Origin of the sequence: uncultured Helcococcus sp., from assembly GCF_946998255.1 — a bacterium.
Classification (GTDB): Bacteria; Bacillota; Clostridia; order Tissierellales; family Peptoniphilaceae; genus Helcococcus.
Genome location: NZ_CAMPYN010000002.1, coordinates 1 through 16,375 on the forward strand (window position 1 = coordinate 1; position 16,375 = coordinate 16,375).

General features: G+C 31.7%; 15 protein-coding genes. 1 reads left to right on the forward strand and 14 read right to left on the reverse strand.

Annotated elements, in window-relative coordinates:
• Positions 1 to 124: 124 nt before the first annotated feature.
• The 5 genes from Q0U66_RS00295 to Q0U66_RS00315 form a co-directional block, all read right to left on the reverse strand.
• On the reverse strand, positions 125 to 2,350 hold the full coding sequence (locus Q0U66_RS00295) for a 5'-nucleotidase C-terminal domain-containing protein (protein WP_297376245.1): 2,226 nt from the start codon (positions 2,348 to 2,350) through the stop codon (positions 125 to 127).
• Between the two features lie 122 nt (positions 2,351 to 2,472).
• Entirely contained in the window at positions 2,473 to 3,186 is a 714-nt protein-coding gene (gene deoD, locus Q0U66_RS00300; RefSeq protein WP_297376248.1) for a purine-nucleoside phosphorylase, read from the reverse strand.
• Positions 3,187 to 3,320: 134 nt separating this feature from the next.
• Positions 3,321 to 4,634 carry a M18 family aminopeptidase gene (locus tag Q0U66_RS00305; RefSeq protein WP_297376250.1) on the reverse strand — a complete coding sequence of 438 codons (1,314 nt, stop codon included), beginning with the start codon at positions 4,632 to 4,634 and terminating at the stop codon, positions 3,321 to 3,323.
• A gap of 8 nt (positions 4,635 to 4,642) precedes the next feature.
• Positions 4,643 to 5,974, reverse strand: a complete 1,332-nt coding sequence (locus tag Q0U66_RS00310; protein WP_297376253.1) for a CoA-disulfide reductase — start codon at positions 5,972 to 5,974, stop codon at positions 4,643 to 4,645.
• A gap of 79 nt (positions 5,975 to 6,053) precedes the next feature.
• Positions 6,054 to 7,889 carry a heavy metal translocating P-type ATPase gene (locus tag Q0U66_RS00315; protein ID WP_297376256.1) on the reverse strand — a complete coding sequence of 612 codons (1,836 nt, stop codon included), beginning with the start codon at positions 7,887 to 7,889 and terminating at the stop codon, positions 6,054 to 6,056.
• A 309-nt stretch (positions 7,890 to 8,198) separates the two neighbouring features.
• On the opposite strand from Q0U66_RS00315, the gene Q0U66_RS00320 reads away from it, so the two are divergent.
• Positions 8,199 to 8,639 (forward strand): hypothetical protein, encoded by a 441-nt coding sequence (locus Q0U66_RS00320; RefSeq protein WP_297376259.1) that lies wholly within the window; start codon positions 8,199 to 8,201, stop codon positions 8,637 to 8,639.
• Between the two features lie 627 nt (positions 8,640 to 9,266).
• Here Q0U66_RS00320 and rpsI read toward each other — a convergent pair.
• From rpsI to Q0U66_RS00365, 9 genes are all read right to left on the reverse strand, one after another.
• Positions 9,267 to 9,656, reverse strand: a complete 390-nt coding sequence (gene rpsI, locus Q0U66_RS00325) for a 30S ribosomal protein S9 (RefSeq protein WP_103981179.1) — start codon at positions 9,654 to 9,656, stop codon at positions 9,267 to 9,269.
• Positions 9,657 to 9,671: 15 nt separating this feature from the next.
• Positions 9,672 to 10,100: a 50S ribosomal protein L13 gene (gene rplM, locus Q0U66_RS00330; RefSeq protein WP_297376265.1), complete on the reverse strand. Its 429-nt coding sequence runs from the start codon at positions 10,098 to 10,100 to the stop codon at positions 9,672 to 9,674.
• Between the two features lie 197 nt (positions 10,101 to 10,297).
• Entirely contained in the window at positions 10,298 to 11,032 is a 735-nt protein-coding gene (gene truA / locus Q0U66_RS00335) for a tRNA pseudouridine(38-40) synthase TruA (protein ID WP_297376268.1), read from the reverse strand.
• Positions 11,029 to 11,826 (reverse strand): energy-coupling factor transporter transmembrane protein EcfT, encoded by a 798-nt coding sequence (locus tag Q0U66_RS00340; RefSeq protein WP_297376271.1) that lies wholly within the window; start codon positions 11,824 to 11,826, stop codon positions 11,029 to 11,031. Before Q0U66_RS00340 ends, truA begins: the two co-directional genes overlap by 4 nt.
• On the reverse strand, positions 11,819 to 12,679 hold the full coding sequence (locus Q0U66_RS00345) for an energy-coupling factor transporter ATPase (protein WP_297376274.1): 861 nt from the start codon (positions 12,677 to 12,679) through the stop codon (positions 11,819 to 11,821). The genes Q0U66_RS00340 and Q0U66_RS00345 overlap by 8 nt, the downstream gene beginning before the upstream one ends.
• Positions 12,676 to 13,482, reverse strand: coding sequence for an energy-coupling factor transporter ATPase (locus Q0U66_RS00350; RefSeq protein ID WP_297376277.1), 807 nt, complete (start codon positions 13,480 to 13,482; stop codon positions 12,676 to 12,678). The genes Q0U66_RS00345 and Q0U66_RS00350 overlap by 4 nt, the downstream gene beginning before the upstream one ends.
• Positions 13,482 to 14,909 carry a L,D-transpeptidase family protein gene (locus Q0U66_RS00355; protein WP_297376282.1) on the reverse strand — a complete coding sequence of 476 codons (1,428 nt, stop codon included), beginning with the start codon at positions 14,907 to 14,909 and terminating at the stop codon, positions 13,482 to 13,484. Before Q0U66_RS00355 ends, Q0U66_RS00350 begins: the two co-directional genes overlap by 1 nt.
• Positions 14,910 to 15,038: 129 nt before the next feature.
• Positions 15,039 to 15,380: a 50S ribosomal protein L17 gene (rplQ, locus tag Q0U66_RS00360; protein ID WP_103981186.1), complete on the reverse strand. Its 342-nt coding sequence runs from the start codon at positions 15,378 to 15,380 to the stop codon at positions 15,039 to 15,041.
• 22 nt (positions 15,381 to 15,402) lie between these two features.
• Entirely contained in the window at positions 15,403 to 16,356 is a 954-nt protein-coding gene (locus tag Q0U66_RS00365) for a DNA-directed RNA polymerase subunit alpha (RefSeq protein WP_297376287.1), read from the reverse strand.
• Positions 16,357 to 16,375: the final 19 nt, after the last annotated feature.

The following is a 16,375-nucleotide window of genomic DNA, read 5'->3' on the forward strand; positions in this document are numbered from 1 at the left end:
TATATCTTTCATAAAGTTATTTATTTTTTACTTGACTTCATATAGTTAGTCTTAAAAATAATAAATAAAAAATAGTAAAGCCGCAAATTTACTATTTAATTTTACGGCTTTACTTATTATATGGTTAGTTTACTTTATTTTCCTTTTTTCTTCTATTTAATACAATGAATCCACCTGCTGATACAGCTAGTAAAGCTATAGGTGCTAATAAGCTTATATCACCTGTTTTTGGTGATGCCTTTGAACCTTTGTCTTTAGGTTTTGCTGTCATTTCTAATGAAGTTTCGTTTGTTGCTTTTGATTTTTCTACAACTAAAGCAACTTCTAGTGTTCCTTCTTTTGTTGTTTCACCTTCTTCAAAAGCTAATTCTAGTTTATGTTCTCCAACTTCTAGTTTAGCTAAGTCTTCTTTTACTATATGAATTATTGTTGAACCTTCTGTTGCCTTCACAGCTAAAGGTTTTCCGTCTAATTTAACAGAATATTCTGTTCCAAAATCAGCATTCACTCTTATTTGAACGTCTTTAGCTTTTCCTTCTGTCCATTTAAATTCAACATTTTCTAATACTTTGTCATTTTCATCTATAATATTTAAATCTATTTTATTATTTGGTGTTGGTTCACCTGGCTTTGGTGTTGGTTCACCTGGCTCTGGTTTTGGTTCACCTGGCTCTGGTTTTGGTTCACCTGGCTCATCTTTAACTAATATATTTGTAATCTTTACATCTTCATCTTTCAATGTAATTGGAGATAACTCTTTAATATAGTCCATTACAATTTCTGCCATACCTTCGTATACACCAACTTGGTAAGCACCTTCAAACATTGTATATCCGTCACCACCAACTGCCATAAAGTCATTTGTTGCTAGTGTATATGTCTTCTTTAGATCTATATCTTCTCCACCAATTTTGATATTTACAACATCAATTGGTTTTCCATCTTTGTCAGTTAAGATATCAAAGGTTATATTTGATACTTGTGAATAAGCTCCTTTAGGTGCTGGATATGAATCAGTACCATGTTTCAAAGCTTCATAGATCTTTTGTCCAGTTGTTTCTATAACTGTAACAGTATTTCCAAATGGTAGAACTGTTAATACATCTCCCTTTGTAATTTTACCAGCTGAAATAGAATCTCTGATACCACCACCATTTGTCAATGCTACATCAGCATCCCCTACTTTTCTCATAGCATCAGCAATGATTGTTGAAAGGTTGGTTTGTCTTCTTCTTACTTGTTCTCTATCACCTTCTAAGTGAACTGTTGATTCACCAACAACTTCTTTTTTAATTGGTTCTACTTCTTCTTTTAATTGAGCTATATAAGCTTCAACTTCTGCATCCGGCTCAACATCTGTCAAATCTTTACCTATATGTGTATAAAAGTCAGCATAGTAAGAATTATTTTTGTTTTTTTCTAACATTTCTTTTGTATATGTGTGGTGGAATTGGTTTTCTACAGATACTTCTTTTGTTGTTTTATCAAAAGTAAGGGTAGCTTCACCTAACAATTCTGAATATTTAGCAGCTTGTGCATAGTATCCATTTCCTATTTTCTTTGAACCAATAGTATGACTGTGACCGTCAAGTAATAGGTCTATACCATCTACTTGTTCAAGTACGTAAGTACCTCTTTCTTCAAGTTTTGTTGACCCATCAATTCCTAAGTGAGTCATACAAATAATTATATCTGCACCTAATTTTTTCAATTCTGCAACTTTTCTTTTTGCTGTTACTACTGGCGCTTCAAAGTCTAATTCCTTTGTGTTTAGCGGGTTAGCCTTATACTTTGTTTCTGGTGTATCTATACCAAAAATACCTACCTTAACACCATCAAATTCTTTGATTAGGTGGTTGTCAAATGGTCTTACTTCTTTACCATCCTTTTTTTCAATAATATTTGAACCTAAAATTGGATATTTTCCACCTGCTAATTCAATATTGCTTTTCAATACATCATAAGAAAAGTCAAACTCATGGTTACCTAAAACTGAAGCATCTACTCCAATTAATCCCATTAGAGCAAATGAAGGTGCACCTTTTTTCAAGTTAATTTCTATTGTACCTTGACTTGAGTCACCGTTATCTAATAATAACTTATTACCTTCTACACTGTCATAATAAGTTTTCATCTTGCCATAACCTATTTGAGATGTTCTTTTATTACCATAAGAAATTCTACCATGAACGTCATTCATATATAGAACTTTTATTTCTACCTTGTTGTCATCCTTTTTGTCATCTGCTCCTGTTTCATTTTGAGCAAATACTCCATGTACTGGTCCTAATACTAGAGCAAATACTAGTAGAAGACTTAGTAATGCATTGAATTTTTTACTTGAATTCATTCAAGATCCTCCTTTTATTTTACCAAGATAACGTTATCTTAATATTTTATTATAGAGGCCTAGCAGTGACTAGACCTTAATAACCTAAATTTATATTAGCAATAATGATTATTGCTTTTTTATTATTCTGGAGCTATTTCTAAAGCCATTTCCATCATTTCAGTATAGGCTTTTTCTCTAACTTCTGCAGATTCAGCTTCTTCAGAGTTGTCAGAAACAGTACATATACATAGGGCTTGTTTTCCACTTTCTAAAGCTTCCATGTATAGGCCTGCAGCTTCCATTTCTATTCCTAAACAATCATATTTTATTAGATTGTCTAAAACTTTTTGATCCCATTTTCTATAGAATTCGTCAGATGATAATACTGAACCAAAGTTCACATTAATATCTGGATTTTCTTCTGCATATTTTGCAGATTTTAATAGTAAATCAAATGTTGCTGTAGGTGCAAAGTTTATAATATCAAACTTTCCATGCACTACAGATGCTGGTGTATTTGCTGATGTAGCAACAATTATATCTCTAACTTTTAAGTTTGGATTTAATCCACCTGCTGTACCTACTCTTATGATTGTTTTAACATCATAAAAGTTGTATAGTTCATGGTAATAAATCATTGCGGATGGTATACCCATACCTGATCCCATTACAGAAACTCTTTTACCTTTATAGTATCCTGTAAATCCTAACATACCTCTAACATCGTTGAATTGTTCAACATCTGTAAGGAAGGTATCTGCTATAAATTTAGCTCTTTTTGGGTCTCCTGGCATAAGCACTGTATTTGCTATTTGGTCCTTGCTGGTTGCCCCAATATGTGGTGTTGGTATCATATATTCTCCTTTTCTTTTCCATAAATTCTACATTAAAATTTATAGAAATATATTATGATATTGTTATCACGTTATCAATTTCAGTATAGCATATTAAAAATAATTATTAAATATGGTAAATATTTTTAGTTTAATTATTTAGTTTCAAAAAAAACTCTCATTAATTTAATCATATCGATTTGATCTTGAATCCCTGCCATTTCTCTAGCTGAATGCATAGCCAACATTGGATTACCTATATCGATATTTCTTATACCTGTATTTGTTTCTATAATGGCACCAATAGTTGATCCACCACGCATGTCTGACCTATTATGAAAATATTGTAATGATATATTATTTTCTTTAGCTATGTTTTCCAAGACTGCCCTACCAAATCCATCTGTCGCATAAGATTTTCTTGCAGAATCTTTTATTACTGGTCCTTGGTTTATTTTTGGCTTATTAGTAGGATCTGATTTTTCTAAATAGTTTGGATGTATAGCATGAGCTTGGTCAGCAGATATCATGAATGATTCATATATTTGATTAATAAAATCTACTTCCTCATTTCCTAAAGTTAATGAGATTTTCTTCAATACATCTCTAAACATTGCTGAAGCTGCCCCTTGAAGGGTTGAAGAACCTATTTCTTCATTGTCAAAACCAACAAAAATTTGTGTATTTTCAGTTTCCTCTGCTTGTAGTAAGGCTGTTAAACCTGCATGCATCATACCTAGGTTATCAATCTTTCCAGATTGGAAAAATTCAGCATTGTTACCAAATATATTTGCTGGTTCCCTATTGTATAGGAATAAATCATGACATAAAATATCTTCTTTATTGATATCTAAATATTCTGTAATTAACTCATTTATATCAAAATCATCACCCAAGCCTAAAATTGGGAGCAAGTGATTTTGTGGGTTTGGTGCTTGTCCCTTTCTTTCTTCCATAGATTGCATATGGATAGCTAATGAAGGTATGGTCAATAAATCTTCATCAACATTTAATAGCTCAACTCTTGGTTTATGAGCACTTTCGCCTTTTATAAAGACTCTTCCTGCAATTGAAAGAGGTCTATCATACCAGGTATTTAATAAGGGACCACCATAAACTTCTGTATTTAATTGTAGGTATCCTTCCTTTTTTATAGTAGGATTTTCTTTAATTTTAAAAGTAGGAGAATCGGTGTGGGCACCAACAATTCTAAAGCCAGATTTTTTATCTTTTCCTACTACAAAGGCTATAATTGTTGAATTATTTATTATTAAATAATATTTATCTCCAGATTTTAATTTCCAGTTTTCTTCTAATTTTAATTCTTTAAATCCACTTTCTTCTAATCTTTCTTTTGTAGCTAATGTTGAATGATACATAGATACAGATTCATCCAAATAATCTAATAAATCTAATATAATTTCATCATCTTCGCTTAATTCAATCTCTTCTAAATATTCTTTTTCCATAATTCCTCCTATTTTGATGCGCTTCCTGCTATATTTAATGGATCCCATGTTGGTGCAAAGCCTGGTGAATAAGGGAAGTCCATGAAGGCCAATTCTTCTACAGTAACTTCCTTATGGATAGCTACTACAAGTGCAGTAGACCTTTCCACAGCTCCTTTTTTACCAAATATTTGTCCACCAATGATTTTTTTGGAATCTTCTAAATATACTAATTTAATATAAATATCTTCTTGACCTTTAATATATCCACTTTGGTTTTTTGATTTAATAAAGCTTGTCTTATATGCTAAATCCATATCTTTAGCCTTGCCTTCAGTCAATCCAACTGAGGCTGCGCCGTAGTCTCCTATCTTTATAGATGATGCACCCAAGGCTCCAATATATTCTTTTTGATTATCAGATACAATATTCTCCCCAACTAATCTTCCCATTTTATTTGCATAGGTAGCTAGGGCTGAATAAAATTCTTCACCTAATATTTGATGGTAGACACTAGCACAGTCTCCTGCTGCATAGACATTATCTATTGAAGTTTTACCAGTTTTATCTATTATGATAGCTCCATTTTTAAGTTTCTTTAGACTTTCATCTTTGATAAATGCTGTATTAGGCTTAAATCCTAGGGCTAATATAGCACAGTCTAATTTTATATTACCTTTATCAGTAACAATTTCTTTGGCTATACCATCTTCAGTCACAAAGGATTCGTAAGAATGTTCAAATAAGAATTCAACACCTTTATCTTCAGCTGCCTTGATAAGCATTTGTCTAATTTCTTCATCGAATACATTTTCCATTACACTTTTATCTCTATGGATTACTTTTACTTTTTTACCAAGTTCAGCCAATTGATCAGCCATTTCTAAACCAATGAAACCAGCTCCAACTATTACCACATCTTTATAATCATCTAGTTTTTCTAATAGCTTGTTTGCATCTCTTTCCTTGGTCATTTTAAATACATTTTTAGCATCAGATCCATCACCAAAAATATTTGGAGTAGCTCCTGTACAAATAGCTAATTTATCATACTTAAGTGTTTTTTCTTCTTCATTTTTGAGGTCGTAAACTTTTACTTCGTTCTTACTAAAATCAATATCTTTTGCTTCATGGTTTAACAACACATTTATGCCTTTTGATTCAGTTTCTTCAACTGATCTTGCATACATAATTGATGAATCTGTAAATTGCCTTCCTACATAATATGGAAGACCACAAGCTCCAAAAGATACATAATTTTCTTTTTCAATTATAGTAATGTTTGCATCTGGATTTGTCCTCTTTGCCTTATTGGCAACTGAAGCACCTGCTGCAATACCACCGATTACTAATATATCCATTTAGCCTCCTTATAAAAAAGAGACAGGATAACCTGTCTCTTACCAGTAATAAACAACTTATCACTTATATTATACCCCATTATTTTTGCCACTTGAAATTTAAAAGCCTTAAACCATTTAAGATTACTAAAATAGTAGATCCTTCGTGGAAGACAACCCCAGTAGGTAAATCTAATAATCCCAATAGGTTTAATGTGATTAGTATAATAATTACTCCTATTGAAAATATAATATTTTGATAAATTATTTTATTTAATTTTTGACTTAATTTAAATGAGTGGAATAACTTATTTAAATCATTTTGAACTATTACTAAATCTGAAGATTCCATGGCTATTGAAGTACCAGATCCCATAGATATACCAATATCGGCATTAGCTAAAGCTGGAGCATCATTTATACCATCACCTATCATAGCAACCGTTTTATTTTTATCTTGTTCTTCAGTAATAAATTTCATCTTATCTTCTGGTAACATTGAAGCTTGGTAGGCTTCTAAACCTAGCTTATCAGCTATCTTAGCCGCTACATTGTCATTGTCACCAGTAAGCATCTCAACTATAACACCTTCATCTCTAAATGATTTTATAGCTGGTATAGCTGAGTTTCTTAGCTTATCAGCAAGAGCTATATATCCGACTATTTCTTTTCCATGAGCTACATGAGATATAGTATTACCATCATTTTCAATATTTAAGAAGTTTTTTGGATCTGAGTAATTCATATTTTTCTTGATATTTCCAACTATCAATTCTCCCATTTTTAAACCAACACCTGGGATCTCTTCTATTTCTTCATGGTTTTTTCCAGAAACATCGACTTGGTCAAAATATCTTACAATCCCTTGGGCTATTGGGTGGTTTGAACTTTGTTCCATGATTACTAGGTCTTTTATATATTCTTCTGGAATATCATATTCTACAACTTCAAAATCCCCATGGGTCAAAGTACCAGTCTTATCGGTAGCAATAATATCTACTTCTTCAAATATTTCCATGGCTCTACCATCCTTAAATAGGATACCATTTTTAGCCCCATTTGAAATCGCTGATAAACTTGCTGGAGTAGCTGAAGCTATCAAGGCACAAGGTGAAGCAACTGTAAGTAGTACGATTCCTCTGTAAAAAGATTCATTAAATGAGTAGCCACGTATGTACATTAATCCTAGGATAAATAGTGGCACTGCTATAAGTACACCAATTACGTATTTTGATTCTATTCTATCAATAATACTTTGTTTTTTTGATGGTCTATTTTGAGCTTGGTCAACCATCTTAATTATGTTTGAAAATACAGTATCTTTGTCTAGCTTACTTACTTCAATTATAAATGAATCACCTTCATTTATAGTTCCTGCGAATACTTCTTCTCCTACTTTTTTTGTTACAGCTAATGATTCTCCTGTCAATGAAGCCTCATTTATAACAGCTTCCCTGTCAAGATAACCATCAATCGGAATCTGGTCCCCTTTAGATACCATAACCTTATCTCCTATTTTTAGGCTAGAAGTAGGTACATGTTCTATAGTTCCATTATCCAAAATTATTTTTGCATTTTCTGGAACTTGCTTCATGAGTTCTTCTATAGACTTTGATGATTTAGACATTACATAATCTTCTAAGTTTTCTGCTGCTGCAAAAATGATTAGTAACATAGCACCTTCTGATTCGTAGTTAATTATTATAGAACCTAAAGCTGATAATATCATCAACAAGTCTACGTTCGGTTTCTTCTCTTTGAATGTGTCAACTATAGCATTTTTAGTAGCATAAAATCCTAGAAATATTATAGCTATATAAAACATCCAGGTAGATAAGTCATTACCTGAAGCTTGCAAAATGAAGCCTATGACGGTAAAAACTATACCTATAAGAAGAAATCTTGACTGCCTTTTACTTAATAAATATTTAAGCATACTTTCCTCCTTTATATTATTACTTAAATTTATCTAATTATATAAAAAATCGCACCACAAGACAGTTGTTACTGTCTCACAGTGCGATTAAATTCATAATCACAATCTGCTGCTAAGTCTTTTATAGCCCGGCTGCATGGTCACCCACCGCTTGTTCAGATTTGTATCTAATAATTAGATAACTATTAAGTTATTATTAATATAACATAAAAAATAGAATAATGCAAATGGAGATTTGGATTTTGTTAATACTTGTAATATATATATATATGCTATCTTGAATTAAAGAATATATTAAAAGGAGAAGAAATGAAAAAATATTTGTTAATTATATTAGCTTTATGTTTGGTATTGGTAGGTTGCCAGAAGAAAGAAGAATTATTAAAAACTTCTACTGAGTTATATAGTAATTCTAAGGAAGTATTAGAAATTTATGGACATGATGATATAGTAACTAAAGTAGTTATTACAGAAACTCGTTCTAATTTGAGCGATGAACAAATAATGAAACTCAAAGAGGTGTACAATAAATATACAGATATTCTTAAAGATAAAAAATATATTCATTTGGAGCAAAAAATTGAAAATAATGTAGTAACAGACAGTACATATTTAGATATGTCTAATAAAGAATATATTGTTGGATTAGTTGAATTAAAAGAACTTCCTGAATTTGTTAAAGTAAATGATAAATTGACATTAAATGAAGCTATAAAAATCTACGAATCGTATGGATACGAATTTGATTAAAAATATTTTTTAATATAATAATTGACCCCAAAGCTTGGTTAAGACAAGATAATTGGGGTCAATTTTCGTTTTTATAAGCGTAGAAACAAGAGTTTTTCAAAGTCTTAAGCCCCCATAATCATTTAGGAAGTGAAAATGATTAAAGAATAAGAAAGTCCCAATATACACATGACAAGTTTTAATTAGAAATGATGAAAGATTGACAAAAATCTGAAATCCACATGAAAAGTAAGGTTTGGATTGAGTGATAAGCGAAATTTACTACTAATATGAACTAGCATAACTTAAAGTCATGCTGGTTTTGACTAATTCTCTGAAACCATCACCATCTACATCGACTATATGTCATGATGTTTTTACATAAATCACCAAAACCATCACCATATATGACACCTAAATATCATGTAGGTTTTGCTCAAATCCTTAAAACCATCATCATATATATCGCTTAAATGTCATGATGGTTTTGATCAAATCACCGAAACCATCACCATATACCTTGCCTAAATATCATGATGGTTTTGATCAAATCACCGAAACCATCACCATATAATAAAAACTCAAAAACAAAAAACCACTGGAATGGGTATAAACCCAAAATTCCAATGGTTTGTATCTTGCAATATTCTATCTCTTGCTGAATTGTGAAGATTTCCTTGCCTTCTTTAGACCTGGTTTCTTTCTTTCTTTCTTTCTTGAATCTCTTGTTAAGAAACCTGCTCTTTTTAGAACTGGCTTTAATTCTTCATCAAAGTCTACTAAGGCTCTAGCTACACCGTGTCTAACAGCGCCAGCTTGTCCTGTAAATCCACCACCTTTAACATTAACTCTTACGTCAAAGTCTCCAGCTTTTTCTACTAATTCTAATGGAGATTTTGCTAATTCAATTAATGTTTCATAATTGAAGTATTCATTTAGTGGTTTACCATTTACTAAAAATTCACCTGAGCCTGGTAATAATCTAACTCTTGCTACTGAAGTTTTTCTTCTTCCTGTACCATTATATTGATTACTCATCTAAATCCCTCCTTATTAAAACTCTAGTACTTCTGGATTTTGACCAGCGTGTGGGTGGTCTGGACCAGCATATACGTTTAATTTCTTGAACATTTGTCTACCTAAAGAATTCTTTGGTAACATACCTTTGATAGCACGTTCTAAGATTCTTTCTGGGTGTTTTTCAAGAAGTTCTGCATAAGGGATTTCTTTTAACCCACCAGCATAACCTGTATAGTGTTTGTAAACCTTTTGGTTTGCCTTATTACCTGTTACTCTAATTTTTTCTGCGTTTACTATAATTACGTAATCGCCTGTGTCTACGTGTGGTGTGTAGATTGCTTTATGTTTACCTCTTAAGATTGCAGCTACTCTTGTAGCAACGTCACCTAAGACTAAATCTGTAGCATCAACTACATACCATTTACGCTCAACTTCATTGTGTTTTGCAAAAAATGTACTCATTTTTCTCCTCCTAATTCTTTCTTTATATCTAGCCTCTATATTTAGACTCCGCTGTAGAGGTAGCGGTCTTGTTTCTTCGACGATTTCTGTTTCGCACATCGACGCTGCGAATTTGGATCGTAGATATTTAAAAAGAATTAAGATTCTTTTCAAATACTTATATAGTATATAAAAATAAAGCTTTAAAGTCAAGTATTTTAGTAGCTTACATCCATTAAATACAGTCCTTGGGGACCATAAGTTTTAGCAGCTCTTTTTACTTTACCTTCAAATATTTCATCTATATAAGAAATATCTCTAAATCCTCTGCCTATATCAATCAATAAGCCTGACGTAATCCTAATTTGATTATGCAAGAAGCTTTGTCCTGTGAATTCAAAATATATATCATCTAGATTTTCAACAATTACAATCTTATCTATAGACCTTACACTATTGACTTCTTCCTTCTTATAATCAGACCACTTCATAAATGCCCTATAATCATGGACACCCTCAAGTTTTTTAGCAGCTTCTTTTATTTTATTTATATCTAAATCATATTTTACATAAGTTTTATAATTTCTGTAGAATGGGTAGTCTTCCCTACTTATTACATACCTATAGGTCTTACTTTTAGCATCAAATCTAGCATGAAAGTCATAATCAACTTCTTCAGCTTCAAGAATTTTTATATCAGCTGCTATATACTTTCTTAGCTTATATTTGAAAGCCTGACCTGGTAAAGAAGTTTCAATCCTAAAATTGACTATATGTTTGTAAGCATGGACCCCTGCATCTGTCCTACCACATGGTATTATATTTACCTTTTCCTTAGTAACTTTGTATATACCTTTTTCCAATTCTTCTTGGACAGTTCTTTTGTCAATTTGTCTTTGAAATCCATGAAAGTCGGTACCATCAAAAGAAATTGTAAGTTTTATATTTTTCATAGGTATCTACTTCCAAGAGCTACAGCTACATAAAAGGCCATTACTGAAATAAATATGATAATATCTTTTTTTGTTAAAACTAAAGGATTTAACCTGGTCCTGCCTTCAGATCCTCTATATCCTCTTGCTTCCATAGCTATGGCTAATTCTGATGCCCTCCTAAAAGAGTTTATAAATAAAGGCACCAAAAGTGGAATCATGGACTGAGCTTTCTTAAATATATTTCCAGAATCAAAATCAGCTCCCCTAGCCAATTGAGCTTTCCTTATTTTGTTAGCTTCATCAAACAAGGTTGGGATAAATCTTAAGGCTATTGAAATCATCATAGCAAGTTCATGGGCTGGGAATTTTATTATTTTTAATGGACTAAATAGAGATTCTAAACCATCTGTAAGTTTTGTTGTTGAAGTAGTAAGGGTTAAATAGGAAGTTCCGATGATTAATAGAATCAATCTAACTCCTATAAATACAGCTCTTTCTACCCCTTCATAAGTTATTGTTAAGCCCCAAAAGCTATACAATTCCCTACCTGGTGTTGCAAATAAATGTATGATAGTAGTAAAAGCTAGTATAAATATAATCGATTTTAAGGATTTTAATATCTTAAAAAAGTTTAGATTCGCTACTTTTACTACCAATAGTACAAAAGCAAACATAGGTATGAAGAATAATAAGTCCTGAATTAAAAATAGGAATATCATATAGAATATAACAAGTAATATTTTAACTCTTGGATCAAGCTTATGAACTAAACTATCACCAGGTATATATTGTCCTAAAGTCATATTATTCATACTTGTCTCCTAACTGAGCAATCAACTCTTGGTAGGCTTCTTCAACTGTAATAATTGTTTTAGAAAATTTATAACCTTTCTCTTCTAACAACTTTGTAGCCCTAGTAATTTGTGGCACATCTAAACCTATTTCGTCTAATTCTTCAGCCATTGAATAAATTATTTCAGGTTTATCATCAGCAAATATTTTACCTTGATTCATAACTATAACTCTATTTGCTACTTTAGCTATATCTTCCATAGAATGTGAAACAATAATAACCGTCATATCTTCTTCAGAATCATAGATATTTTTAATTTCTCTTAAGATTTCATCACGACCTTCTGGGTCTAAACCAGCAGTTGGTTCATCTAAGATTAAATACTTGGGTTTCATAGCAAGTATAGAAGCTATGGCTACTCTTCTTTTTTGACCACCAGAAAGTTCAAAAGGAGATTCATCCTTAAACTGTTCGTAAGAAAGACCAACTTTTTCCATAGATTCTTTTACTCTTTTATCGATTTCTTCCTCAGAAAGTCCAAGGTTTTTAGGGCCAAAGGCAATGTCCAAGGCTATAGTTTCTTCAAACAATTGATATTCTGGATATTGAAATACCAAGCCAACTTTCTGTCTTATTTCTTTTAATTTACTTTTATGTTCTTCTGATATCTCTTGACCATCGACAGTTACTTGTCCACTACTTGCATAAAGTAAACCATTAAAAAGTTGAGTAAGGGTAGACTTACCCGATCCAGTATGACCTATAATCCCTACAAATTCATTTTTACCAATTTTTAAGTTAACATTGTCTAGGGCAGGTCTTTTATTTCCCTGCCCATAGTCATATCTTACATTTTTTAATTCAATACTCATAAACTATCTACCAATTCTTCTATAGTTAATATTCCATCCGGCAAATCTATACCCTTGTTTTTTAACATAAATGCTAATTCACTTACTTGAGGCACATCTAAGCCATATTCTTTTATCTTGTCTACTTGTGAAAACACCTCTTTAGGAGTCCCATCTAAAACAAGTTGTCCTTCATTTATTACTACAACTCTATCGGATAGAACCGCTTCATTCATGAAATGAGTTATATTTATAACTGTCTTTTTATCTTCTTTGTTCAGTTTCAAAGCGTGGTCTATGACTTCTTTCCTACCTGTTGGATCAAGCATAGAGGTAGGCTCATCGAAAACTATAAGGTCTGGATCCATAGCTAGGACTCCAGCTATAGCAACTCTTTGCTTTTGCCCACCCGAAAGCATATGGGGTGCATGTAATTTAAAATTTTCCATTCCTACTGTTTCTAGAGCCTTGTCAACTCTTTGTCTTAATTCTGGATTTTCTATTCCTAGATTTTCTGGACCAAAGGCAACATCTTCTTCTACAACTGTTGCTACAATTTGGTTGTCAGGATTTTGAAAGACCATACCTACTTTTCTTCTCAATTCCCAAACATCTACATCCTTACTGTCTTTACCATCTATAAGTACTTGACCACTAACAGGATATATTTGAGCATTTAAAAGTTTAGCAATAGTCGATTTTCCCGAACCATTTTTACCTAGTATAGAAATGAATTCTCCATCATTAATTCGAAGGTTTATACCTTTTAGTACATCTTCACCTTCTTCTTCATATTTAAATCTTACATCTTTTAATTCAATCATTATTGTGCATCCATTGTAGCTTCACCTTCTCGTATCATCTTTTGTTTCTCAAATTCTGTAGGTGAATAGTTTGTTGATGATTCGTAAGTAACAACTGGTGTTAGATAAGGTGTGTTTTCAAATACAACTTTCATGTCTTTTAAGCTCATAGCTATACATGAATAAGTACCATTATATTTAAACACATCTCCACCAAATTCAGTCCTTTTTTCTAAATCGTGTATACCTGATCCGGTCCAACCAATCGGCATAAAGTAGTTAACATAGGTAGCATATTTATTACCACTTGGACTTGTACCTCTTAGATAGCGGTCTTTCTCTCTTGACCATACCTTATTTACTCCAACTGGTGTTGAGTATTCTCTTTCATAAGCTCTACCAGTTACAACAGGTACTTTTGTTACTAATTTACCTTCTTTATATAACCATAAGGTTTGTCTTGATATATCTATTTCTATATAAGTATCACCAATATCGTCTTTTTTTCTGATATTTCCTTCATGGTTATAAACTATTTCTACATTACCAGATTCACCCTTATCCATCATAGCAATTAGATTATCCATGGTTTTATCAACATTCATTTGCCAACCATAAATACCTCCTGCTACAGTAATTTCACCTATATCTGTTGCATTAAATTTTCTTTCTTTTGCATAGGTATCTGTAGCATGGGCTATATCTGCTATATACTTTCTTAATTTAACTTTATTTAGTTTACCACCATCTTCATCGTACATGGCTATTAGGTCTTCACCTTTTAATACCCAATCCCTATCCTCGAAGTCAAATTTATAAGAGTTTTGGGTTATCTTTTTAAGTTTTTCATACCTATCTAATAAGTCTTTATCATCTTTTGATACTTTAGGTTGTACATATTCTTCTTCTAGTTCTATTTCATCTACATTATTAGAAATAGCTGATTTAACATTATTAAATAACTTATCTTTGTCTAAAAGATTTCCGGTAACCTCATCCTTAATAACTAACTCATCATTTACAAATTCAAATTTTGCATCTTGAGGCTCTTGAACATTTTTAAATAAATCTGACTTAAATAAAATATCTTTGAGTTTGTCATCATTCATTTTAGCATCATATTTTACTTGGTAGTCATGATTTTCAAAAACTTCAACAGGCCATAAGAATGGTATGTTATTAATTTCAGGTTTTTCTTTGATGCTTATATCTAAATCAATATCAGATCCAGAAATTTCTAAATTATCTTTATCTTTAGCTATTATACTTATCTTACTATTTTCAGGTTTAACATCAAACAATGTGTTTTTTAATTCTAAACCCTTTGCTTGTCCATTAACATGTGCTTTAGGATAACTATATAAATAGAAATATCCTAAGCCTGATAAATAAACAACTCCTAATATTATTATAATTGTCAATAAAATCTTTTTTAATGTTTTATTCATAATATCTCCTTATTAAAGACTCTTTACAATTATACCACATGCCCTAGTTTTTAAGTAATAAAAAAGATCTAGAAAGTAAGTTTCTAGACCTTTGATCTCTTCTTTTAAATATTTAAAAAAGAATTCAAATTAAACTAATTCTAAAATTGCCATTTCACTGGCATCGCCTCTTCTTGGTCCAAGTTTTAGAACTCTGGTGTATCCACCATTTCTATCCTTGTATTCTGGGCCATATTCAGAAAATAGTTTTTCTACTGTTTCTTCATTGTATAGGTAAGCTAACGCTTGACGTCTTGAATGTAAGTCACCTTTTTTAGCTAATGTTATCATCTTGTCAGTCATTCTTTGAGCTTCTTTAGCTCTTGTTACTGTTGTTTTGATGCTACCATTTTCTAATACTGATTGTACAAGGTTTCTTAGCATTGCAGTACGATGGTCAGTTCTTCTACCTAATTTTCTTAAATTTGACATACTGCCTCCTATAATTATCTCATTAAGATTGTAGTTCTAATCCTAAGCTTTCAATTTTTTCTACAACTTCAGTAAAAGATTTCTTACCAAAGTTTTTGATCTTCTTAAGTTCATCTAGTGGAGTAGCAACAATTTCACCTACTGTGTTAATTTCTGCTCTCTTTAGACAATTGAATGCTCTTAGACTTAAATCTAGCTCTTCAAGTGTAAGTGAAAGTAATTCTTCTTCTTCATTAATTTCTTCTTCTTCATCTTCTTCAACTTCTACTACTTCTTCTAAGTTTGGTAGTTCAGTAAAGAAGTCTAAGTAATTAATTAATATTTTAGCACCCTTAGCTACTGCTTCTTGAGGTGTTAAAGTACCATTTGTGGTAACTTCTAAAATTAATTTATCATAATCAATGACTTGGCCTACTCTTGTATTTTCAACAATGTAGTTAACTTTACTTACAGGAGTAAATGATGAGTCTATCGCAATAACTCCGATTGGAGCATCTTCTTCCTTATTTTGATCAGCTACAGAGTAACCTGTACCATCTATCACTTTTAAGTCAAGATTAATTGATCCTTCTTCATTAACAGTTGCTATATAGTGGTCTTTGTTAACTATTTCAAGATTTGCATCACCACTTATATCAGCAGCTGTAACAATCTTTGGTCCCTTAACATCAAGCCTCAAGTTGATAGGTTCTGAATCTTCAACTAGTTTCTTTATAGCTACACCCTTAAGATTTAATATAATTTCAGGAACATCTTCGATAACTCCTTTTACACTAGTAAATTCATGAAGTACACCTTCGTCGAATTTTATACTAGAAATAGCGCTACCTGGTAATGATGACAGAAGTACCCTTCTCATACTGTTTCCTAGAGTTGTTCCGTAACCTCTTTCTAATGGAGAGATTACAAAACGACCCTTGTTATTTGTTTCATCGAATTCTAATATTTCTATTTTAGTATTTAGCTTTTCTATCACGGATTAGCCTCCTGTGCTT